The organism is Polaromonas sp. (genome assembly GCF_013817205.1).
GTDB lineage: Bacteria > Pseudomonadota > Gammaproteobacteria > Burkholderiales > Burkholderiaceae_C > Polaromonas.
Map to the genome: position 1 here is coordinate 1 of NZ_JACDDD010000037.1, position 23,436 is coordinate 23,436.

The 23,436-nt window shown below is 60.6% G+C and carries 18 protein-coding genes, 2 tRNA genes and 1 pseudogene; 20 read left to right on the forward strand and 1 reads right to left on the reverse strand.

Features of this window, described 5'->3' with window-relative positions; translation table 11 throughout:
- The 20 genes and pseudogenes from H0W47_RS10290 to H0W47_RS10385 form a co-directional block, all read left to right on the forward strand.
- Positions 1-126: pseudogene (locus H0W47_RS10290) on the forward strand (elongation factor Tu); the annotation flags it as partial.
- 29 nt (positions 127-155) lie between these two features.
- Positions 156-231, forward strand: a tRNA-Trp gene (locus H0W47_RS10295).
- A 136-nt stretch (positions 232-367) separates the two neighbouring features.
- Positions 368-751 (forward strand): preprotein translocase subunit SecE, encoded by a 384-nt coding sequence (secE, locus tag H0W47_RS10300; protein ID WP_296923953.1) that lies wholly within the window; start codon positions 368-370, stop codon positions 749-751.
- Positions 752-759: 8 nt separating this feature from the next.
- Positions 760-1,347, forward strand: coding sequence for a transcription termination/antitermination protein NusG (gene nusG / locus H0W47_RS10305; protein WP_296924002.1), 588 nt, complete (start codon positions 760-762; stop codon positions 1,345-1,347).
- Between the two features lie 141 nt (positions 1,348-1,488).
- Complete coding sequence (gene rplK / locus H0W47_RS10310; RefSeq protein WP_188708843.1) at positions 1,489-1,923, forward strand: 50S ribosomal protein L11; 435 nt, start codon at positions 1,489-1,491, stop codon at positions 1,921-1,923.
- A complete protein-coding gene (gene rplA, locus H0W47_RS10315) occupies positions 1,920-2,615 on the forward strand; it encodes a 50S ribosomal protein L1 (RefSeq protein WP_296923959.1) in 696 nt (231 codons plus the stop codon). Before rplK ends, rplA begins: the two co-directional genes overlap by 4 nt.
- 260 nt (positions 2,616-2,875) lie before the next feature.
- Positions 2,876-3,421, forward strand: coding sequence for a 50S ribosomal protein L10 (gene rplJ / locus H0W47_RS10320; RefSeq protein WP_296923961.1), 546 nt, complete (start codon positions 2,876-2,878; stop codon positions 3,419-3,421).
- Positions 3,422-3,449: 28 nt separating this feature from the next.
- Positions 3,450-3,827: a 50S ribosomal protein L7/L12 gene (gene rplL, locus H0W47_RS10325; protein WP_296923963.1), complete on the forward strand. Its 378-nt coding sequence runs from the start codon at positions 3,450-3,452 to the stop codon at positions 3,825-3,827.
- A gap of 335 nt (positions 3,828-4,162) precedes the next feature.
- Positions 4,163-8,275 carry a DNA-directed RNA polymerase subunit beta gene (gene rpoB / locus H0W47_RS10330; protein WP_296923965.1) on the forward strand — a complete coding sequence of 1,371 codons (4,113 nt, stop codon included), beginning with the start codon at positions 4,163-4,165 and terminating at the stop codon, positions 8,273-8,275.
- 27 nt (positions 8,276-8,302) lie between these two features.
- On the forward strand, positions 8,303-12,514 hold the full coding sequence (gene rpoC / locus H0W47_RS10335) for a DNA-directed RNA polymerase subunit beta' (RefSeq protein WP_296923967.1): 4,212 nt from the start codon (positions 8,303-8,305) through the stop codon (positions 12,512-12,514).
- Between the two features lie 207 nt (positions 12,515-12,721).
- Entirely contained in the window at positions 12,722-13,315 is a 594-nt protein-coding gene (locus tag H0W47_RS10340; protein ID WP_296923969.1) for a LemA family protein, read from the forward strand.
- Between the two features lie 259 nt (positions 13,316-13,574).
- Positions 13,575-14,588, forward strand: coding sequence for a M48 family metalloprotease (locus H0W47_RS10345; protein WP_296924004.1), 1,014 nt, complete (start codon positions 13,575-13,577; stop codon positions 14,586-14,588).
- 160 nt (positions 14,589-14,748) lie between these two features.
- On the forward strand, positions 14,749-15,048 hold the full coding sequence (locus tag H0W47_RS10350) for a c-type cytochrome (RefSeq protein WP_296924006.1): 300 nt from the start codon (positions 14,749-14,751) through the stop codon (positions 15,046-15,048).
- 12 nt (positions 15,049-15,060) lie between these two features.
- Positions 15,061-16,335, forward strand: coding sequence for an FAD/NAD(P)-binding oxidoreductase (locus H0W47_RS10355; RefSeq protein WP_296923971.1), 1,275 nt, complete (start codon positions 15,061-15,063; stop codon positions 16,333-16,335).
- Positions 16,336-16,516: 181 nt separating this feature from the next.
- Entirely contained in the window at positions 16,517-17,851 is a 1,335-nt protein-coding gene (gene rsmB / locus H0W47_RS10360; protein ID WP_296924008.1) for a 16S rRNA (cytosine(967)-C(5))-methyltransferase RsmB, read from the forward strand.
- Complete coding sequence (locus H0W47_RS10365) at positions 17,808-18,497, forward strand: DUF4390 domain-containing protein (RefSeq protein ID WP_296923973.1); 690 nt, start codon at positions 17,808-17,810, stop codon at positions 18,495-18,497. Before rsmB ends, H0W47_RS10365 begins: the two co-directional genes overlap by 44 nt.
- Positions 18,494-20,800 (forward strand): ATP-binding protein, encoded by a 2,307-nt coding sequence (locus H0W47_RS10370; RefSeq protein WP_296923975.1) that lies wholly within the window; start codon positions 18,494-18,496, stop codon positions 20,798-20,800. Before H0W47_RS10365 ends, H0W47_RS10370 begins: the two co-directional genes overlap by 4 nt.
- A gap of 68 nt (positions 20,801-20,868) precedes the next feature.
- On the forward strand, positions 20,869-21,546 hold the full coding sequence (locus H0W47_RS10375) for a response regulator (protein ID WP_296923977.1): 678 nt from the start codon (positions 20,869-20,871) through the stop codon (positions 21,544-21,546).
- An 18-nt stretch (positions 21,547-21,564) separates the two neighbouring features.
- Positions 21,565-21,640: transfer RNA gene (locus H0W47_RS10380), tRNA-Phe, on the forward strand.
- A gap of 172 nt (positions 21,641-21,812) precedes the next feature.
- Positions 21,813-23,150 carry an integrase arm-type DNA-binding domain-containing protein gene (locus tag H0W47_RS10385; RefSeq protein ID WP_296923979.1) on the forward strand — a complete coding sequence of 446 codons (1,338 nt, stop codon included), beginning with the start codon at positions 21,813-21,815 and terminating at the stop codon, positions 23,148-23,150.
- Here H0W47_RS10385 and H0W47_RS10390 read toward each other — a convergent pair.
- Positions 23,134-23,376, reverse strand: coding sequence for an AlpA family transcriptional regulator (locus tag H0W47_RS10390; protein WP_296923982.1), 243 nt, complete (start codon positions 23,374-23,376; stop codon positions 23,134-23,136). The two genes, H0W47_RS10385 and H0W47_RS10390, sit on opposite strands and share 17 nt — an antisense overlap.
- Positions 23,377-23,436 lie beyond the last annotated feature (60 nt).

The window sequence follows — 23,436 nt, forward strand, 5'->3', positions numbered from 1 at the left end:
GGCGACAACGTGTCGATCACCGTCAAGCTGATCAACCCGATCGCCATGGAAGAGGGTCTGCGTTTCGCCATCCGCGAGGGCGGCAAGACCGTCGGCGCCGGTGTTGTGGCCAAGATCATTGCGTAAGCACTGAACATTTTTGCGAGGTTTGACGGAGGGGTATAGCTCAATTGGCAGAGCGTCGGTCTCCAAAACCGAAGGTTGTAGGTTCGATTCCTACTGCCCCTGCCACCCGGCCTTGACAGGTGTTGATGCCGCCCGGTGGTTGGAAAAGACAGTAAAGCGAAGCCCGCCGGGAGTCCCAGGATCCCAGGTGGGCTTAAGCGTCTGAAAAGACGCATGAAGATTGAACAGGAATCAGGCGCTCATGGCCACTTCTCAAGTCGAAACCGTCAGCACCGTCGCTGACAAAGCCAAGCTGGCTCTGGCCCTTGCTCTGGTCGTGGCTTCATTCGTCGGTTTTTACCTGCTGGCCAAGCAAGGCCAGATCGCCCAGTGGGGAGGCTTGCTTGCTGGCCTTGTAGCGGCCGTGATCGTGTTCATGACTTCCGAGCCGGGCAAGCAGTTTGTCGCCTTTGGGCGTGATTCCTGGCGTGAGGTCAAGAAGGTTGTGTGGCCTGCCCGCAAGGAAATCATGCAGATGACGGCTTATGTTTTTGGTTTTGTAGTGGTGATGGCGCTCTTTTTATGGCTCACGGATAAAACGCTTGAGTGGGTGTTTTACGACCTGATCTTGGGGTGGAAAAAATAATGAGCGATATGAACGGTGACGTGATCAGCGAAGTGGCGGCTGGCACATCCCTGCAGCCGACCCCCGGCATGCAGTGGTATGTCGTGCATGCCTATTCGGGCATGGAGAAAGCCGTTGAGCGCAACATTGTCGAGCGCATCAACCGCGCCGGCATGCAGGCCAAGTTTGGTCGTTTCTTGGTGCCGACGGAAGAAGTTGTTGAAATCAAGAATGGTCAGAAAAAAACCACCGAGCGCCGTTTCTTCCCCGGCTATGTGCTGGTCGAAATGGTCATGGATGACGAGACCTGGCATCTGGTGAAGCACACCAACAAGGTGACGGGTTTTGTTGGCGGCGCAAAAAACCGCCCGGCTCCGATTTCGGAGGAAGACGTCCAGAAAATCGTGAGTCAGATGCAGGTCGGCACCGAGAAGCCGCGCCACAAGGTCGAGTTTGAAACCGGCGAATACGTGCGCGTCAAGGACGGCCCATTCACCGACTTCAACGGTACCGTTGAGGAAGTCAATTACGACAAGAACAAGGTGCGCGTATCGGTAACGATTTTTGGCCGCGCGACACCGGTTGAGCTGGAATTCAGCCAGATCGAAAAAACCTGAATTTCGATCTAGTTTTAAATTTTCGCGCTTTGCAACTCGGCGCGAAGGGTTCGCAAGAGCCTGATTGAGTTGTGTAACCCCCGGGGAGCCCGGACCTGTTTTTAACAGCGTCTTGGCGTTAGTACCCGCAAGGAGAAAAGTATGGCGAAAAAAATCGTCGGCTTCATCAAGCTGCAAGTGCCAGCTGGTAAGGCCAACCCGTCCCCCCCGATTGGCCCGGCGTTGGGTCAGCGCGGCCTGAACATCATGGAATTCTGCAAGGCATTCAATGCCCAGACCCAAGGTGTTGAGCCCGGTCTGCCACTGCCTGTGGTGATCACGGCATTTGCTGACAAGAGCTTCACCTTTGTCATCAAGACGCCTCCCGCAGGCGTCCTGATCAAGAAGGCCATCAAGCTGGACAAGGGTTCTGCTACACCGCACACGGTGAAGGTTGGCAAGATTTCCCGCGCACAGCTGGAAGAAATCGCCAAGACGAAAATGAAAGACATGACGGCTGCAGACCTCGACGCTGCAGTTCGTACGATTGCTGGTACGGCTCGCTCCATGGGCGTGTCGGTGGAGGGTGTTGTATGAGCAAGCTGACCAAGCGCCAAAAAACCATTGGCGACAAAATCGACAGCAACAAGCTGTACCCCGTGGCTGACGCCCTGGGTCTGGTTAAAGAGTTTGCCGTCGCCAAGTTCGATGAGTCCATCGACGTGGCCGTCCAACTCGGTATTGATGCCAAGAAATCCGACCAAGTCGTTCGCGGCGCTGTCGTGTTGCCTAACGGCACTGGCAAAACCAAACGTGTGGCTGTGTTCGCCCAAGGCGCCAAGGCTGAAGAAGCCAAGGCCGCTGGCGCTGACATCGTCGGCATGGACGATCTGGCTGCCGACATCAAGGCTGGCAAGATGGACTTCGACGTTGTGATCGCATCGCCTGACGCCATGCGTGTCGTCGGTACCCTGGGCCAGATCCTCGGCCCACGTGGTTTGATGCCCAATCCGAAAGTCGGCACGGTGACTCCTGATGTGGCCACGGCCGTGAAAAACGCCAAAGCCGGTCAAGTGCAGTTCCGTGTGGACAAAGCCGGTATCGTGCACGGCACCATTGGCCGTCGCTCTTTCGACAACGACAAGCTGCAGGGCAACCTGGCTGCACTGATCGATGCGTTGACCAAGGCCAAACCTGCGTCGAGCAAGGGCGTGTACCTGAGGAAAGTGGCGGTTTCGTCAACGATGGGCGTGGGCGTTCGCGTCGACACGCAAACCATTTCGGCGTAATCGCGAGAATTTGAACGGCTCGCAAGGGCAGTTCGAAGTGGTGGGCTGCCGGGGTTTCGGCTGCGGCAGGCCATCCAGGACCGTTGGTGCGACAGGACGCAAGTCTGCCGCTTAATCGTCGCAAGACAGCCAACGCAGATGGCGATCCCGCTGCTGAATGGTTTTGAAAAGAATCTGAAACAGTTGGTCGCTGAACATAGGCGTGTGGATCGGGGAGCGCGAAGGCGCAATCTGAAAAACACATTATTAAGGAGTAGACCTTGAGTCTCAACCGCAGTGAGAAACAAGCCGTCATTGATGAAGTGACCGGCCTCGCCGCTAAAGCTCAAACGCTCGTGATGGCGGAATACCGTGGCATCACGGTCGCTGACATGACCAAGCTTCGCAGCCAAGCCCGCGACAAAGGCGTGACCCTGAGCGTGTTGAAAAACACCTTGGCTCGCCGCGCCGTGGCTGGCAGCGCGTTTGACGTCCTGTCCGACCAGATGACCGGTCCGTTGATCTACAGCTTTTCCACAGACGCTGTCGCTGCCGCCAAGGTAGTGGCCGACTTCGCGAAAACCAACGACAAGTTGGTGATTCGCGCAGGCGCCATGTCCGGAAAAGTCCTGGACGTGAACGGCGTCAAGCAGCTTGCGAACATCCCTTCGAAAGAAGTGCTGCTCGCCCAGTTGTGTGGCTTGCTGATGTCGCCCATTTCGCGTACGGCCGTAGTGCTGGGCGCGCTGGCGGCGAAAAAGGGCGGTGGCGGCACCGACGCATCAAGCGAAGCCCCGGCAGCAGAGCCCGAAGCTGTAGCAGCTTGAATTTGTACCAACTTATTAGGAAATCAAAATGGCATTCGACAAAGACTCATTTTTGACCGCGCTCGACAGCATGACGGTCCTCGAACTCAACGATCTGGTGAAGGCCATCGAAGAGAAATTTGGCGTGAGCGCTGCAGCCATGGCCGCACCTGGCGGTGGCGGCGGCGGTGCTGCTGCACCGGCTGCTGAAGAGAAGACCGACTTCAACGTCGTTCTGCTCGAAGCTGGCGCGCAGAAGGTTCAGGTCATCAAGGCCGTTCGCGAAATCACCGGCCTGGGCTTGAAAGAAGCCAAGGACCTGGTCGATGGCGCTCCGAAGAACGTCAAGGAAGGCCTTCCAAAAGCCGATGCAGAAGCTGCCAAGAAAAAGCTTGAGGAAGCCGGCGCGAAAGTCGAACTCAAGTAATCCTTGTGTTTTTCGAAGGCTGGAAGCCGGTTTCGGCTTCCAGCCTTTCGTGCTTTCAAGGAGTACCGTTAAAAGCGCTGCAATGCCGGCCTTTTAGCCTCTTTGGAAACACTGGCAAGCAGATTTGACGAAAATCTTCTTGCCAGTGCTTCCTGACCCCGACTGCAGGAAGCGCCTTGGTTCGGGCAACGTGCAATGCGTTGCCGTCCGCCATGGTTGGTAGTGGCCAACCACCAAGTCTGTTTGATTACGTGGTGTATTCATTCAAGACAGTCGCCAGAGCTTAACAAGCCGGTTGCCCATACCGGTTTGCGTTCCATCCAAGCGGAGAACTCATGGCCTATTCCTATACCGAACGCAAGCGAATTCGCAAAAGTTTCGGCAGCCGCGAAAGCGTGCTGAATGTCCCTTACCTGCTGCAGATGCAAAAAGACGCCTACACGGCGTTTCTGCAAGCCGATCGTGCGCCACAGAAGCGTACCGTCGAAGGCCTGCAGGCTGCATTCGAAAACGCCTTCCCCATCGTCTCGCACAACGGTTTTGTCGAGATGAAATTCATCGAGTACAACCTGGCCAAACCCGCCTTTGATGTGCGTGAATGCCAGACCCGCGGCCTGACTTTCGCGTCAGCCGTGCGCGCCAAGGTCCAGCTGATCATTTATGACCGCGAGTCTTCCACTTCGCAATCCAAGGTGGTCAAGGAAGTGAAGGAGCAAGAGGTGTACATGGGCGAAGTTCCGCTCATGACTGACAAGGGCTCGTTCGTGATCAACGGAACCGAGCGCGTGATCGTGTCCCAGCTGCACCGCTCGCCGGGCGTGTTTTTTGAACACGACAAGGGCAAGACGCACAGCTCGGGCAAGCTGCTGTTCTCTGCCCGCATCATTCCTTACCGCGGTTCTTGGCTGGATTTCGAGTTCGACCCCAAGGATGTGCTGTATTTTCGCGTCGACCGCCGCCGCAAGATGCCAGTCACGATTTTGCTCAAGGCTATCGGCCTGAACCCCGAGTCCATTCTTGCGAACTTCTTTGTGTTCGACAACTTCCGCGTGATGGACAGCGGCGCGCAGATGGAGTTTGTTGCCGAGCGCATGCGCGGCGAGGTGGCCCGTTTCGATATCACCGACAAAAACGGCAAAGTTGTCGTTGCGAAAGACAAGCGCATCACCGTGCGTCACACGCGCGAACTTGAGCAGAGCGGTACATCCACCATCAGCGTTCCCGAAGATTTCCTGATCGGTCGCGTGGTCGCCAAGAACATTGTTGATGCAGAGACCGGCGAGATCATTGCCAAGGCCAACGATGAATTGACCGAAGTCTTGCTAAAGAAATTGCGTCTGGCCAATGTGCAGGACCTGCAGGTTCTGTACACCAATGAACTCGATCAGGGCGCCTACATTTCCCAGACCCTGCGCGCAGACGAAACACCAGATGAATTCGCCGCCCGCGTTGCAATCTACCGGATGATGCGTCCCGGCGAGCCGCCAACAGAAGATGCGGTTCAGGCCCTGTTCCAGCGCCTGTTCTACAACCCGGACACTTACGACTTGTCGAAAGTCGGCCGCATGAAGTTCAATGCCCGTGTGGGCCGTGACACTTCTACTGGTCCCATGGTCATGACCAATGAGGACATCCTGGCTGTCGTCAAGATTCTGGTGGACCTGCGCAATGGCAATGGGGAGGTCGATGACATCGACCACCTTGGCAATCGCCGCGTGCGTTGCGTCGGCGAGCTGGCTGAAAACCAATACCGCACCGGTCTCGCACGTATCGAAAAAGCCGTGAAAGAGCGTCTGGGCCAAGCCGAGCAGGAGCCGCTGATGCCCCATGACCTCATCAACAGCAAGCCGATTTCGGCGGCGTTGAAAGAGTTCTTCGGCGCCTCACAGCTTTCGCAATTCATGGACCAGACCAATCCGCTGGCCGAGATCACCCACAAGCGCCGTGTTTCGGCCCTTGGCCCCGGTGGCTTGACCCGCGAACGTGCCGGTTTTGAAGTGCGTGACGTGCACGTCACGCATTACGGCCGCGTCTGCCCGATTGAAACGCCCGAAGGTCCGAACATCGGCCTGATCAACTCGCTGGCCCTGTATGCCCGGCTAAACGAATATGGCTTTATCGAAACGCCGTACCGCCGTGTGGTGGACAGCAAGATCACGACCCAGATCGACTACCTGTCCGCTATTGAAGAAGGCAAATACGTCATCGCCCAGGCCAATGCGGCGCTGGACGATGCTGGCAAGCTGACGGGCGACCTGGTATCTGCCCGAGAAAACGGCGAGTCCGTGCTGGTCGGCGCCGAGCGCGTCCAGTACATGGACGTGTCGCCTGCGCAGATCGTCTCGGTGGCTGCATCGCTGGTTCCTTTCCTGGAGCACGATGACGCCAACCGCGCGCTGATGGGCGCCAACATGTCGCGTCAGGCCGTGCCTGTGCTGCGACCTGAAAAGCCATTGGTCGGCACGGGTATCGAGCGCGTTGCCGCGATCGACTCCGGCACCGTGGTGACGGCTACCCGCGGCGGTGTTGTGGACTACGTCGATGCCACCCGCATTGTGGTGCGTGTCAACGATGCAGAAGCCTTGGCCGGCGAAGTCGGCGTGGACATCTACAACCTGATCAAGTACCAGCGTTCCAACCAGAACACCAACATCCACCAGCGTCCCATCGTCAAGATTGGCGACAAGCTGGCCAAGGGTGACGTGATTGCCGACGGCGCGTCCACCGACCTTGGCGAGATCGCCATCGGCCAGAACGTGCTGATCGCCTTCATGCCATGGAACGGCTACAACTTCGAGGATTCGATCCTGATCTCCGAGCGTGTGGTGGCGGAAGACCGCTACACCTCGATTCACATCGAAGAACTCGTGGTCATGGCCCGTGACACCAAGCTGGGCTCCGAAGAGATCACGCGCGACATTCCCAACCTGTCCGAACAGCAGCTCAACCGTCTCGACGAGTCCGGCATTATTTATGTCGGCGCTGAAGTCCAGCCGGGCGATACGCTGGTCGGCAAGGTCACACCGAAAGGCGAGACCACGCTGACACCGGAAGAAAAACTGCTGCGTGCGATCTTCGGCGAAAAAGCCAGCGATGTGAAAGACACCTCGCTGCGCGTGAGCCAGGGTTCGCAGGGTACCGTGATCGACGTGCAGGTCTTCACCCGTGAAGGCATTGTCCGCGACAAGCGTGCCCAGCAGATCATCGACGACGAGCTCAAGCGCTTCCGTCTGGACCTGAACGACCAGCTGCGTATTGTGGAAGCCGACGCGTTTGACCGTATCGAGAAGCTTCTCAATGGCAAGGTTGCCAACGGTGGCCCGAAAAAGCTGGCCAAAGGCACCCAGATTGACAAGGCCTATCTGGCCGACGTCGAGAAGTACCACTGGTTCGACATCCGTCCTGCGGATGATGAAGTTGCTTCGCAACTTGAAAGCATCAAGAACTCGATGGAGCAGACGCGCCATAGCTTTGACCTGGCGTTTGAAGAAAAACGCAAGAAGCTGACACAGGGCGACGAGCTGCCTGCCGGCGTGCTGAAGATGGTCAAGGTTTACCTGGCTGTCAAACGCCGCCTGCAACCCGGCGACAAGATGGCCGGACGTCACGGCAACAAGGGTGTGGTCTCCAAGATCGTCCCGATCGAGGACATGCCGCACATGGCCGACGGTACGCCGTGCGACATCGTGCTGAACCCGCTGGGCGTGCCTTCGCGGATGAACGTGGGCCAGGTGCTGGAGGTGCATCTGGGCTGGGCGGCCAAGGGCTTGGGCCACCGCATCGGGGACATGCTGCAGGCGGAAGCCAAGGTGCAGGAGTTGCGCAAGTTCATGGAGACGATCTACAACAAGTCCGGTCGTGCTGAAGACCTGGCCAAGTTGTCGGACACCGACATCCTCGAGATGGCTAGCAACCTGACGATGGGTGTTCCGTTTGCCACACCGGTGTTTGACGGTGCGTCGGAAGCCGAGATCATGCAGATGCTGCAGCTCGCCTATCCTGACGACATCGCCAAAGCCAAGGGCCTGACCGCAACCCGCACCCAGGCGCAGCTGTATGACGGCCGCACCGGTGACGCGTTCGAGCGCACCACCACGGTGGGCTACATGCATTTCCTGAAACTTCACCACCTGGTGGATGACAAGATGCACGCCCGCTCGACCGGCCCCTACTCGCTGGTTACGCAGCAGCCGCTGGGCGGCAAGGCGCAATTCGGTGGACAACGCTTTGGCGAGATGGAGGTCTGGGCGCTGGAAGCCTACGGCGCTGCCTACACGCTGCAGGAAATGCTCACCGTCAAGTCCGACGACGTGCAGGGCCGTACCAAGGTCTACGAAAGCATTGTCAAGGGCGAGCACGCGATCACGGCCGGCATGCCCGAGTCGTTCAACGTGCTGGTCAAAGAGATTCGTTCGCTCGGTATCGACATCGAACTCGAACGCAGCTAATCAACAGGAAAGAAAAGGATTTAACTCATGAAATCATTACTCGACCTGTTCAAGCAATTCACGCCGGATGAGCATTTTGATGCCATCAAGATCGGCATGGCCTCGCCCGAAAAGATCCGCTCGTGGTCTTTCGGCGAAGTGAAAAAGCCTGAAACCATCAACTACCGCACCTTCAAGCCGGAACGCGACGGCCTGTTCTGCGCCAAGATTTTTGGCCCGATCAAGGATTACGAATGCCTGTGCGGCAAGTACAAGCGCCTCAAGCACCGCGGAGTCATCTGCGAGAAGTGCGGCGTTGAAGTCACGCAGACCAAGGTTCGCCGCGAACGCATGGGTCACATCGACCTGGCCGCACCGTGCGCACACATCTGGTTCCTGAAGTCGCTGCCGTCACGTCTGGGCCTGGTGCTCGACATGACACTGCGCGACATCGAACGCGTGTTGTACTTTGAAGCATATGTGGTGACTGACCCCGGCATGACCCCGCTGAAGAAATTCAGCATCATGTCCGAGGACGACTACGACGCCAAGCGCAAGGAATACGGTGACGAGTACACCGCCAAGATGGGCGCCGAAGGCATCAAGGACCTGCTCGAAGGGCTGGACCTCGACGTCGAAATCGACAAGCTGCGCAATGACCTGACCGGGTCTGAAATCAAGATCAAGAAAAACGCCAAGCGTTTGAAATTGATGGAAGCGTTCAAGAAGTCGGGCATCAAGCCGCACTGGATGGTGCTGGACGTGTTGCCGGTGTTGCCGCCGGACCTGCGACCGCTGGTCCCGCTGGACGGTGGCCGCTTCGCGACCTCGGACCTGAACGACTTGTACCGCCGCGTGATCAACCGCAACAGCCGCCTGCGCCGTTTGCTGGAGCTGAAGGCGCCGGAAATCATTGCCCGCAACGAAAAGCGCATGTTGCAAGAGGCTGTGGACAGCCTGCTGGACAACGGTCGCCGTGGCAAGGCCATGACCGGCGCCAACAAGCGCGCGCTGAAGTCTTTGGCCGACATGATCAAGGGCAAGTCGGGCCGTTTCCGCCAGAACTTGCTGGGCAAGCGTGTCGACTATTCGGGTCGCTCCGTGATCACCGTGGGCCCGACGCTCAAGCTGCACCAGTGCGGCCTGCCCAAGCTGATGGCCCTGGAGCTGTTCAAGCCTTTCATCTTCTCGCGCCTCGAAGCCATGGGCATCGCGACCACGATCAAGGCTGCCAAGAAGGAAGTCGAATCCGGCACGCCGGTGGTGTGGGACATCCTGGAAGAGGTGATCAAGGAGCACCCGGTGATGCTCAACCGGGCGCCCACGCTGCACCGCCTGGGCATCCAGGCATTTGAGCCCATCCTGATCGAAGGCAAGGCCATCCAGCTGCACCCGCTCGTCTGCTCGGCCTTCAACGCCGACTTTGACGGTGACCAGATGGCTGTCCACGTGCCGCTGTCGGTTGAGGCGCAGATGGAAGCGCGCACCTTGATGCTGGCATCGAACAACATCCTGTTCCCGGCCAACGGCGAGCCCTCCATCGTCCCTTCGCAGGACGTGGTGCTGGGCTTGTATTACACGACCCGCGACCGTACCAATGGCAAGGGCGAAGGCCTGGTGTTCGCCGATACCGGCGAAGTCCGCCGCGCCTTTGACGCGGGCGAGCTTGACCTGAACGCCCGCATCAGTGTGCGTTTGACCGAGTGGACCAAGGACAAGGCCAGCGGCGAGTTCGTGCCATCGACCAAGCTGTGGGAGACCACCGGCGGCCGTGCCCTGCTGTCCGAGATCCTGCCCAAGGGTTTGCCTTTCTCCAACATCAACAAGGCGTTGAAGAAGAAGGAAATCTCCAAGCTGATCAACGTGTCTTTTCGCAAGTGCGGACTGAAAGAGACCGTGGTGTTTGCCGACAAGCTGCTGCAGTCCGGCTTCCGCCTGGCGACCAAGGCTGGCATCTCCATCTGCATCGACGACATGCTGATCCCCAAGGAAAAGCCGAGCATCATTGCCCGCGCCCAGAAGGAAGTCAAAGAGATCGAGCAGCAGTATGTCTCGGGTCTGGTGACCTCCGGTGAGCGCTACAACAAGGTGGTCGATATCTGGGGCAAGTCCGGCGACGAAGTGTCCAAGGTGATGATGGCCCAGCTCTCCAAAGAGAGGGTCACGGATCGCCACGGCAAGGAAGTCGAGCAAGAATCCTTCAACTCCATCTACATGATGGCCGACTCCGGCGCTCGCGGTTCTGCGGCGCAGATCCGCCAGGTGGCTGGCATGCGCGGTTTGATGGCCAAGCCTGACGGCTCCATCATCGAAACGCCGATCACCGCCAACTTCCGTGAAGGCTTGAACGTGCTGGAGTACTTCATCTCCACCCACGGTGCGCGTAAAGGCCTGGCCGACACGGCGCTGAAAACCGCCAACTCCGGTTACCTCACCCGCCGCCTGTGCGACGTGGTTCAGGACCTGGTGGTGACGGAAGAGGATTGCGGCACCCAGGACGGCTCGCTGATGCGCGCCATCGTCGAGGGTGGTGAGGTCATCGAATCGCTGCGTGACCGTATCCTCGGCCGGACTGCGGTGGAAGACATCCTGCACCCCGAAAATCGTGGTGTGCTGGCCAAAGCCGGCGTCATGCTGGACGAGGACCTGATCGAGGACCTCGAAGCTGCGGGCGTTGACGAAGTCAAGGTGCGTACGGCCCTGACTTGCGAAACACGTTTCGGCCTTTGCGCCAAGTGTTACGGCCGCGACCTGGGCCGTGGCGGCCTGATCAACATCGGTGAGGCGGTCGGCATCATTGCCGCGCAATCGATCGGCGAGCCGGGCACCCAGCTGACCATGCGGACCTTCCACATCGGTGGCGCCGCATCACGCGCAGCCATTGCGTCCAGCGTCGAAGCCAAGTCCAACGGCGTGATCGGCTTCAATGCACCAATGCGTTATGTGACCAACAGCAAGGGCGAACTGGTGGTGATTGCCCGTTCCGGGGAGATCGTCATCCATGACGAGCATGGCCGCGAGCGTGAGCGCCACAAGGTGCCGTACGGTGGCGTGCTGAACGTCAAGGCCGACCAGCAGATCAAGGCCGGCGCCATTCTGGCCAACTGGGATCCGCTGACCCGCCCCATCATCACGGAGTTTGCCGGCAAGGTGCTCTTCGAAAATGTGGAAGAAGGCGTGACGGTCGCCAAGCAACTCGACGAAGTGACCGGTCTGTCCACCCTGGTGGTGATCGATCCGAAGCGTCGTGGCGTGACCAAGGTGGTTCGCCCGCAGGTCAAGCTCATTGATGCCACCGGCAATGAAGTCAAGATCCCCGGCACCGATCACTCGGTGACGATTGGCTTTCAGATTGGCGCGCTGGTGCAGGTGCGTGATGGCCAGGACGTGGGCCCCGGCGAAGTGCTGGCGCGTATTCCGGTCGAAGGCCAGAAAACCCGTGACATCACCGGCGGTCTGCCGCGTGTGGCCGAGCTGTTCGAAGCCCGTACCCCGAAAGACAAGGGAACGCTGGCAGAGATGACCGGTACCGTGTCCTTCGGCAAGGAAACCAAGGGCAAGATCCGCTTGCAGATCACGGATCCCGAAGGCAAGGTCTGGGAAGACCTGGTTCCGAAGGAGAAAAACATCCTGGTGCATGAAGGCCAGGTCGTGAACAAGGGCGAGTCGATTGTGGACGGCCCGGCCGATCCACAGGACATCCTGCGCCTGCTGGGCATGGAAGAGCTGGCCCGCTACATCGTCGACGAAGTGCAGGACGTTTACCGTCTGCAGGGCGTGAAGATCAACGACAAGCACATTGAAGTGATTGTTCGTCAGATGCTGCGCCGCGTGGTGGTTGAGAACGTCGGTGAGTCCAACTACATTGCCGGCGAGCAGGTTGAGCGTTCGGTCATTCTGGATGCCAACGACGCCTTGCGTGCAGACGGCAAGATTGCGGCGACATTCAGCAACCTGTTGCTCGGTATCACCAAGGCCTCGCTGTCCACCGACTCGTTCATTTCTGCGGCTTCCTTCCAGGAAACCACCCGCGTTCTCACCGAGGCTGCCATCATGGGCAAGCGCGACGAGTTGCGTGGTCTGAAAGAGAATGTGATCGTCGGACGCCTGATTCCTGCCGGTACCGGCATGGCCTATCACGAGGCACGCAAGGCCAAGGATCAGATGGACGACGCCGAGCGCCGCGCCATCGCCGAAGCCGAAGCGGCCGAGCTGGAAGCCCTGCCCGAGCAAACCAGCGAAGGTGCAGCCAGCGAGTAATTGCTGCTTTTTGACGCTATAAAAAGCGGAGCGCCCCATGTCCTTGAATAAAGGGCGTGGGGCGTTTTTCATTCAAAAAGCGAAGAATGGGCTGCGAATCGGGCTGTGCGGGGCTGTGCGGGGCTGTACGGCGCCCGCGCTTGTCGGCTACAGTCGCGAAGTCGCTTGAAGGCGCAGCACTGTCGCTGCATTTGGAGAGAAGTCGCCATGTCCACCCAGTCCCTGATCCTGATTGCCGTGTTTGCCTTGTTGCTGTTCTGGGCCGTCGGCGCCTACAACCGGCTGGTGCGCCTGAAGAACCTGATTGCCAATGCCTTTGGCCAGATTGACGTGCAGCTCAAGCGCCGCTACGACCTGATTCCCAATCTGGTGGAGGCCGCCAAAAAATACCTGCTGCACGAGCGCGAAACCCTGGAAGCCGTGATTGCCGCGCGCAACCAGGCACGCTCGGCCAGCGACGCGGCGCGCAGCCGTCCCACCCATGCGCCGGAAGTTCTGGCGCTGGCAGTAGCCGAGCAGGCGCTGACGGGCAGCCTGGATCGACTCTTCGCTTTGAACGAGGCCTATCCTGAGCTCAAGGCGGACGCAACCATCCGGGAACTCAACGAAGAGCTCACCAGCACCGAAAACAAGGTGGCTTTTGCGCGCCAGGCGTACAACGACTGCGTGCTCGACTACAACAACGCGCAGGCGCAGTTTCCCGCGCTGCTGGTTGCGCGCGTGTTCGGCTTTGCGTCCGCCGCGATGTTGCAGGCCACCCAAAGTGCTGCTGAGCGCCAGGCTGTGCGCATCGAGATGTGAACATGGCCCCCACGCTCGCCACTGCGTGTGCTTCGCGAGGCCTTGCAGGCCGCCGCTCGCCAGAGGCTTCGCTTCTGCCGCCTGTCCAAAGCTGCGCAAGCAGCTTTGGAGCCGCAGGCTCCAGCCTCTCGGGGGCGCTGCGCCTGCGGACCGGCGGAGCCGGATCCGCGGCCCCGGCTGGCGATGAGAAGGCTCCGTCGGTGTCGCGACCGCGCGCGGACCTTCCCCGCTGTGGCTGGCGCACCTGAACGGTTTGAGTATGCGTTTTTTCGAGCAACAGGGACGGGCGCGCGCGGAGACCCGCAAATTGCTTCTGCTGTTTGCGCTGGCCGTGCTGCTGCTGGTGTTGGGCATCAACGCCGCGCTGGCGCTGACATGGCGCCTGGTCACGCCGGGCTTCAGCGGGTATCCCGCGCATTTCTTCATCGTCAATACCGTTATGACCCTCGTGTTTGTGCTGGGGGGCTGGTGGCTGGAAACTTCCAGCCTGGAAGGTGGCGGCGAAAAATTGGCACGCCGCGCTGGTGCGCGCGAAGCCTGGCCGGCCAGCCGTTTTGACGAGCAGAAGCTGTGCAACATCGCCGCAGAGCTGGCGATTGCCGCCAGCATGCGCACGCCGCAGGTCATGGTGCTGGAGCGGGCCGAAAGCATTAATGCGTTTGCCGCCGGATGGGATGAGGAGGACTCGGTGATTGCGGTGACACGCGGTGCGCTTGATGGGCTGACCCGTGACGAGCTGCAGGGGCTGGTGGCGCACGAGCTGAGTCATATCCGGGAAGGCGACACCCGGCTGAACATGCGCCTGGCCGGCATGGTGTTCGGGCTGGAGCTGATTTTCAACCTGGGCTCGAGCATGTGTGAGCGGGACGAGAATGACCGACGCTCGGCGCTGGCGTTGCCCGGGCTGGCCATCATGGCCGCCGGATTTCTGGGGTGGGTCGCGGGCCGTGCCCTTAAGGCGGCGGTCTCACGCCAGCGCGAGTTTCTGGCCGATGCAAGGGCGGTGCAGTTCACGCGCAGCAAGGACGGGCTGGGTGGCGTGTTGCGCAAGGTGGCCGCTGGGCGTGGTGCCGGGGCGATCCGTGGCTTTCATCCGGCGGTCCAACACATGCTGCTGGTCGGTCAGCAGGCGGGCACGCAATGGCTGGACTCCCACCCACCGCTGGCCGAACGCATTCGCCGGATTTATGGCCGTGCCATGCCGGCGCTGTCTCCTGGCGCCGACCCGGCGCAAGATGCGCTGGCGCCGACACACCCCGGCGCCCTGTTATGAGCTTCCGGCGAATAAGCACATCACAAAAGATTCGAACACCTTCCATGCATCCCCCGGCTGCGTACTGGATACTCCCTATGGCCCGCGTCGTGGGGCGCGTTAAATTGGATTTATGTCGAAACTGTGAGGAGAAACTGTGAAAATTATCATTACAAGCTCGCTGCTGGCGCTCTGTGCGCTCGCGTCATCTCTGAGTTATGCCCAGACTGCTCCCGCCCAGGCGTTGTACACCCGCAGCCTGGCCGCCACCTGCGCCAACTGCCACGGTACGGACGGAAGGGCGGTCCCGGGTTCGAGCGTGCTGCCCCTCGCCGGCATGGACAAAAACTACCTCGCGGCACAGATGCAAGCCTTCAAGACCGGCACGCGGCCCGCTACGGTGATGCACCAGATCAGCAAGGGCTACAGCGACGCCCAAATTGACACACTGGCCGGCTACTTTGTCGCACAGAAAAAATAAGGGGGAACATTCATGCAAAGACGCTCCTTCCTCCAGTCCTCCGCCGCCCTGAGCCTGCTCGGCCTGACCGCGTGCGCCACCACCTCAGTTCCCTCCAAAGCCAAAGTTGTGGTGATCGGTGGCGGTTATGGCGGTGCAACGGCAGCAAAATACGTGCGCCTACTGTCCGACTACAAGATCGACGTGGTGCTGATCGAACCGCAGGCTGCGTTCGTCTCCTGCCCCATCTCCAATTTGGTGCTGGGCGGCAGCAAGCAGATCGGTGACATCACTACCGCCTATACCGGCCTGAGCAAAAACCATGGTGTCACGGTTGTCAGGGACGTGGCCAGCAGGATAGATACCGCAAAAAGGACCGTCACGCTGGCCGGTGGCGCGACCATCGCCTATGACAAGCTGGTGGTCTCTCCGGGCATTGACCTGATGTACAGCAGCATCGAGGGCCTGCAGCAGGCGCAGGCCGCCGGGCAGATTCTGCAGGCCTGGAAAGCTGGACCCGAGACTGTGGCACTGCGCAGGCAGCTCGAAGCCATGCCCGACGGCGGCGTCTACGCGATCACGATTCCTGAAGCGCCCTACCGGTGCCCGCCCGGCCCGTATGAACGTGCCTCGGTGATTGCCGGCTACTTCAAGGCCTTCAAGCCCCGCAGCAAGGTGCTGATCCTCGACGCCAATCCCGACGTGACCTCCAAGGGCCCGCTGTTCAAGAAGGTCTGGGCCGAGCAGTACAAGGGCATCATTGAATATCGCGGCCAGCACAGGGCGACCGCGGTTGATGCCCGGACCGGCGTGATCAAGTTCGATGTGCAGGATGACGTTAAGGCCAATGTGCTCAATGTGCTGCCGTCCATGCGCGCCGGCGCCATCGCGGTGCAGACCGGCCTGAACAACATGGCCAACAACCGCTGGTGCGGTGTCAACTACCAGAGCTTCGAGTCCACCGCCGCGAAAGACGTGTTTGTGCTCGGTGACTCGATCCAGATCGCCCCGGCCATGCCCAAAAGCGGCCACATGGCCAACAGCCATGGCAAGGTCGCGGCGGCCGCCATCGTGGCGCAGCTGTCGGGCTGGGACATCAATCCTGCGCCCATGCTGACCAACACCTGCTACAGCTTTGTGGACAACAAAAACGTCATCCATGTGGCCAGCATGCACGAGTATGTCGCCGCAGAAAAAACCTTCAAGACAGTGGCGGGCTCTGGCGGCGTCAGCACCGCCCCGTCCGAGCTCGAAGGCGTGTATGCGATGAACTGGGCCAGCAACATCTGGTCGGACACGCTGGTCTGAAGCTGGCCCCCACGGTCGTTCGCTTCGCGTAACTCCCTGCCCCCCAAAGGGGCCGCTGCGCCTGCGGTCCGGCTAAGCCGGTCCCGCGGCCCCTGCTTGCAATTCGGGGTAAACGGTGAAAGGGCTTGCGGCTGGTCTAATACGGGAAAGTCGCCCGTTTTGGGCGACATTCGTGAGCCTAATGCAAGACAACTCAACCCAACAAGTCCCCCTGTGGCGCCAACTCCAGGGGGCGGCTTTTTTACTGATGGCCGTGCGTGCTGGCCGCTCGATGACGGCCGCACTCGAAGAGGTGGATGCCGCCATCCGCCCTGGCGTCCAGGCGCTGGGCTTTCACGCGCTGCGCCAGCTGGGCCGTGCCGAGGCGCTGCGCCAGCAAATGGCCAGCCGCCCGCCGCCGCCAGAGGCCGACGCGCTGCTTTGCGTGGCGCTGGCGCTGATCTGGACCGACGAGGGTGCACCCTACACCGCGCATACCCTGGTGGACCAGGCGGTCGAAGCTGCCAAACGCAGCGAGGAAACGCGCCATCAGGCCAGTTTCATCAACGGCTGCCTGCGCCGCTTCCTGCGCGAGCGTGAGATGCTGCTGGCGCAGACGGAAAAACACCCGCAAGCCGTCTGGAACCATCCGCAGTGGTGGATAGACCGGGTGCGCCAGGACCATCCCATGCAATGGCAGGCCATTTTGCGGTCCAATAACAGCCGCGCCCCACTGACGCTTCGGATTAATCAACGAAAAACGACCCCGGCCCTCTACCAGCAAGCGCTGACAGCTATCAATACAGGAGCAAAACAGTCCGGCTTGTACGGCCTGGTGCTGGCAAGCGCCCAGCCGGTGCCTTCGCTTCCCGGCTACTTGGAAGGACATTTTTCAGTCCAGGATGCGGCCGCACAACGGGCCGCCCCGATGTTGCTGGACGGCCTTAGTCCGCCCACCGGCGGCCGCCTGCGCCTGCTCGACGCTTGCGCGGCACCAGGCGGAAAAACTGCCCACCTGCTTGAGCTGGCAGACGCCGACGTGACAGCGCTCGACATCGACGCCCGGCGCTGCGAGCGTGTCAGGCAGAACCTGCAGCGCCTGGGTTTGCAGGCCGATGTACGTGTCGGTGATGCCGCAAGGCCGCAAGACTGGTGGGACGGTCAGCCCTATGACGGCATCCTGCTGGACGCGCCTTGCACTGCCTCGGGCATCGTGCGCCGACACCCGGATGTGCGCTGGCTGCGCCGTCCCACCGACATCGCGCAGCTGGCAGCCCTGCAAAAGCAGCTCCTTGATATGCTTTGGCCACTGCTCAAACCCGGCGGACGCCTGCTTTTTTGCACTTGCTCGGTTTTCCGGGCTGAAGGCGAGCAGCAGGCGCAAACGTTTGTTACGCGCCACAAAGACGTCCATTTCATGCCGTCACCCGGTCATTTCCTGCCTCAAACTGGGGTGCAGGAGACCGTCTTCCCGGACAATTTGCAGGGTGACCATGACGGCTTTTATTACGCAGTTTTTGAAAAACGCAGCTTGTGAGGCGATGCGGCGCGGGCTGCTGGCGTTTTTTGCCTGTGTCGTGATGGCGTTTGCCAGCCCCGCGACGCAGGCCGCAGAAGTCACGCAGCTGCGGATGGAGCGTTCCGACGAGTCGGTTTACCTCTCCGCCGCCGTCCGCTTCGATTTGCCCCCGGTCGTTGAAGACGCCTTGATCAAGGGCATTCCCATGTTTTTTGTGGCCGAAGCCGACATCTACCGCGGCCGCTGGTACTGGTATGACAAGCGCATCACCACCGCCACCCGCACCATGCGTCTGGCTTATCAGCCGCTGACCCGGCGCTGGCGCCTGAACATCCTGCCCGGCGCGATCAGCGTGACCGGCCTGCGCGCTTCTCTGAGCCAGAATTACGACACCCTGTCCGACGCACTGGCCGCGATCCAGCGCATCTCGCGCTGGCGTATCGCCGACGCCGCTGAAATCGACGCCGCCGCCCGACACAACGTCGAGTTTCGTTTCCGGCTGGACCTGTCGCAGCTGCCGCGTCCTTTCCAGATCGGTGTGGCGGGCCAGCGCGACTGGACCATTGCCGTTGAAGACAGCCGGCAACTGGTGGCGGAACCGTTGCGCGATATGTCGCTGACGCCCGATCCTGTCAGGGAAACGGCCAAAGAGGCGGTGAAGTGAGCCCCCAGCGGCAGGTGTCGACGCTAAAAAGCAGCCCGGCGTTCCGCTGGACCGTCGGCGTGGGTGTGGGTGTGATGGCTGCGCTGGGGCTGGTGCTGATGTTCCTGCTGACCCAGGCGACCGGCAACCGCGAACTGTACGAGCGCAATTACGTCCTGTTGTTTGCGTTGAACGTGGCGGTGGCCGGCTTGCTGCTGCTGGTGATCGGCTGGATTGTGCTTCGCCTGTTTTTGCGTTTGCGCAAGGGAAAGTTCGGCAGCCGGTTGCTGGTCAAGCTGGCGGCCATTTTCGCCCTCGTGGGCCTGATGCCGGGCATGATGATTTATGTCGTGTCCTACCAGTTCGTCTCGCGCTCCATCGAAAGCTGGTTCGATGTAAAGGTCGAAGGTGCTCTGGACGCCGGCCTGAATCTGGGCCGCGTCACGCTGGATACCCTGGCGGCCGAACTGGCGAACAAAACCCGGGCAGCTGCAGGCCAACTGGCCCAGACACCTGATGCCACTGCGGGCCTGGCACTGGAGCGCCTGCGTGACCAGCTTGCGGCCAGCGACGTGGTGCTGTGGACGGCCTCCGGCCAGATGATCGCGAGCGCCGGCGATTCGCGTTACTCGATCAAGCCCGAGCGCCCGCCCGGGCAACTGCTGCGCAATGCACGAGCGCAGCGTGTGGCCACGCAGATCGAGGGCCTCGACGAAGTGGCCCTGTCCGCTGCAGAGGCAGGCGGCGCCGAGCCAGCCGCGTCACCTGCGACCAGGGCCCCCGCCGACGCCAGCACCGCGCCCAGAATCAAGGCGCTGGCGCTGGTTAGCAGCGCCGGTGTGGGCCTGTTCGGCGAGAACCGTTTCCTGCAGGTGACTGAGCTGTTGCCCGCGAGTCTGGTGGCCAATGCCATTGCGGTGCAGGAAGCCAATCGCGAGTACCAGGAACGCGCTCTGGCCCGTGGCGGCCTGCGCAAGATGTACATAGGCACGCTCACGCTCAGCCTGTTTTTGGCTGTGTTTGGGGCGGTGCTGCTGGCCGTGGTGCTGGGTAACCAGCTGGCTCGCCCGCTTCTGGTCCTCGCTGAGGGCGTCAAACAGGTCGCGCAGGGTGATTTGACGCCCAAGGCTGCATTGCAGGGCAAGGACGAACTGGGCGGGCTGACCCGATCTTTTGCCGACATGACCCAGCAGCTTGCTGATGCGCGTGGTGCCGTGCAGAAAAGCATGGACCAGGTCGATGCGGCCCGTGCCAACCTGCAGACCATTCTCGACAACCTGACGGCAGGTGTGATGGTGCTGGACCTTCACGGGCGCATTCAGACCAGCAACCCTGGCGCCACCCGCATCCTGCGTGTACCACTGGCGGCGCATCAGGGTCAGCCCCTGAGTGAGGTCCCCGGCATGGCAGCCTTTGCGCAGGGGGTACAGGCACAGTTCGACACCTATTTTGGCGAGAACACACTGCACGGCATCGAACATTGGCAGCAGTCCTTCGAGCTCAATGCGGCGCAACCGGGCACACCCGAAAACGCCATCACACTGATCGCCCGCGGCGCCAAGATGCCCGGCAACGAATGCCTGCTGGTGTTCGACGACGTGTCCGAGATGGTTTCGGCCCAGCGCGCCCAGGCCTGGGGCGAAGTGGCGCGGCGCCTCGCCCATGAGATCAAAAACCCGCTGACGCCTATCCAGCTCTCGGCCGAACGGCTGGAAATGAAGCTCACAGGCAAGGTCGCCGAGCCCGAACAGATCCTGCTGACCAAATCGGTGAAGACCATCGTCGACCAGGTTGATGCCATGAAGCGGCTGGTCAACGAATTCCGGGACTATGCGCGCTTGCCCGCCGCCGAACTCAAGCCCGTGGACCTCAACGCCCTGGTCAACGATGTGATCCAACTCTACGCCAGTGACAACGCGGTGGTCCTGGTGCAGACGGAATTGGAGTCCGGTTGCCCCGACATCAAGGCGGATTCACAACAGATTCGGCAGGTTATTCACAACTTGTTGCAAAACGCCCAAGACGCTCAGGAGGGACTACCGGCTGGGCGCACGGCGCTGGTCACGCTCAAGACCGAGTTCTCGCCAAGTTCTCGCCGCGTGCGCTTGACGGTGCGCGACAACGGCAGTGGCTTCCCTGAACACATCCTGAAACGGGCGTTTGAGCCCTACGTCACAACCAAAGTCAAAGGCACCGGGCTGGGTCTGGCGGTGGTCAAAAAAATTGCCGACGAGCACGGCGCCCGCATCGATATTTCGAATCGGGTGGTCGGTGAGGTCGTTCAGGGTGCCCAAGTATCGTTATCATTCGCGGTTGTGACTTAACAACACTTGCGTGCGCAGATACAGCTGCCGCAGGACCGATAACTGCTGGTTAGGGATAGCGATTCATCATGGCAAATATTCTGGTGGTTGACGACGAACTGGGCATACGGGACCTGCTGTCGGAAATTCTCAACGACGAAGGCCATCAGGTCGAGCTTGCTGAAAACGCCGCTCAGGCACGCGCCGCCCGCGGCCGTGCCCGCCCCGATCTGGTGCTGCTGGACATCTGGATGCCCGATACAGATGGCGTCACCCTGCTCAAGGAATGGTCGTCCAGTGGCATGTTGACCATGCCAGTGATCATGATGAGCGGTCACGCCACCATCGACACTGCCGTTGAAGCCACCAAAATCGGCGCTATGGCCTTTCTCGAAAAACCCATTACGCTGCAAAAGCTGCTCAAGGCTGTTGAGCAGGGCCTGGTCAAGGCAGCGGGACGCAAACCGCTGGTCCCGCAGGCCGCTGTGATCCACGCGACTGAGCTAACCGTGGAAGCTGCGATGACAGGCGGTGTGGCGGTTCAGGTGGTCGAACTCGGCCCGCAGGCGACACAGAGCTTCCTGCTCGAAAAGCCGCTGCGTGATGCACGCGATGAGTTTGAAAAAGCCTACTTTGAATTCCACCTCGCCAAGGAAGGCGGCTCCATGACCCGCGTGGCCGAAAAGACCGGCCTCGAGCGCACCCACCTGTATCGCAAGCTCAAGCAACTGGGCGTGGACCTGACCCGTGGCAAGCGCGTAGCCTGATATATAATCTAAGGCTCAGGCCCGGTAGCTCAGTCGGTAGAGCAGAGGATTGAAAATCCTTGTGTCGGTGGTTCGATTCCGCCCCAGGCCACCACCCCTCTTTCTCAGACGATCCCAAGACAGCTCACAAGTCCTTGTAAATCAAGGACTTAGCCTGAAAAGGCGGCTCAAGCGGTATCGTTGAATCCCACAACGTCCCATTCTTGCGTGTACCCAACGGTGTGCCCAGACTGCTGTTCAACCTCAGTCTTGTTTTTGGGTACACCATGGGACAACTTAACGAGCTTCAAATCAAGGCGGCACAGCCGCGCGACAAAGAATATTTACTCGCGGACGGGGAGGGCTTGTACCTTCGCGTGCGACCGACCGGCAAGGCCTGGGTCTACCGCTACAAGGAGGCCGGCAAAGAGGCCAAGCTAAGCCTAGGGCGCTATCCAGCCATGTCGCTGGCCGTAGCACGCAAGAAGGCCCGTGCCGAGGCTGAAAAGAGAGCGGACGGGGTAGACCCCCGTGAAGCCCGGCGCGAGGAGGAAGAGCGCGATCGTGTCACCCGTCTCAATACCTTCGAGTTGATGGCCCGGGCTTGGCAAGCCCAGGCGAAGAAGGACCGCCAATGGTCGGACAGCTACGCCGAGAAGGTGATGCGGCATTTGGAACTGCACATCTTCCCGTGGCTGGGCTTGCTGACGATGGAGACCATCAAGCCTACCGAGCTTGTACGCTGCCTGCACCGCATCAAGGAGCGCGGCAACCTGGAAACGGCACAGCGCGTCCGGGAGGCCGTTCAGCACGTCTTCCAGTATGCGGTTGACGTGGGCGCGCTGGAGCCGGCGAAGAACTTCGTAAACAGCCGTACCGGAGGGCTGCCGTCGCCACGAGCCCGCCACTATGCTGCCATCACCGATCCGCAGAAGCTCGGGCAGTTGCTGCGCGACATGAATGCTTACAACGGAAATGTCATCACCCGAGCGGCCTTGCAGCTTTCGCCGCTGTTGTTTCAGCGGCCAGGACAATTGCGGCTGGCGCATTGGGAGGACATCGATCTCGAGCGGAGTCTATGGCGCTGCCCGCCCGAGAAGATGAAGCTTCGCGAGTGGAAGAAGCGTGATATCCGTACGCCGGCGCACCTCGTGCCACTGCCGACGCAGGCCGTAGCCATTCTCCGAGACATCTTCCCGTTGACCGGCCCTGTCGGGCCGATCTTCCGCAGCATGGCCAAGCGCTCGGAGGCGACGCGGTACATGAGCGATAACACGGTCAATAGCGCGTTGCGCACACTCGGCTACGACACGAAGGAGCAGATCACTGGGCACGGCTTTCGAGCCACCGCCCGGACCTTGATCCGCGAATTGTTGGGTTGGGACCGCGAAGTCATCGAGCGACACCTGGCGCACGGGTCTGACGAGGAACTCGGCGGCAGCTACGACCGCACAACACATTTCGAGCAGCGTCGTCGGATGATTCAGGCGTGGGCGGATCTGTTAGATGATCTGACTTTAGGCAAAGTTGTTGAGCCGGCGCGCGATATGCGCCCATCCAGAGACGTGCATCCGCAGGCGGGGATCAGCGCTAGCAACGAACGGGGGCTCAGGGTTGCGGCGTAGCGGTCCGGTATCCCTCCGGATCGTTGATCCACTCCTGAAGCTCCGCGCTTGACCATGCGGAGGCACGGCCACCAAGATGGACTGGAGCGGGAAAGCGACCTTCAGAAATGCGCCGGTAGACCGTCGAGCGGCTGAGCGCGGAGATGCGCGTCACGTCGCGCAGGCGGTAGAAGGCGGGCGGGGCTTTGGAGATGTTCGGCTTGGGCAGGGACTGGTGAAAGAGCATGGAGGTCGTTCCTTGTCGGTGATCCGAAAGGATGCGTCCTGGGACGGCTCAAACAGACCC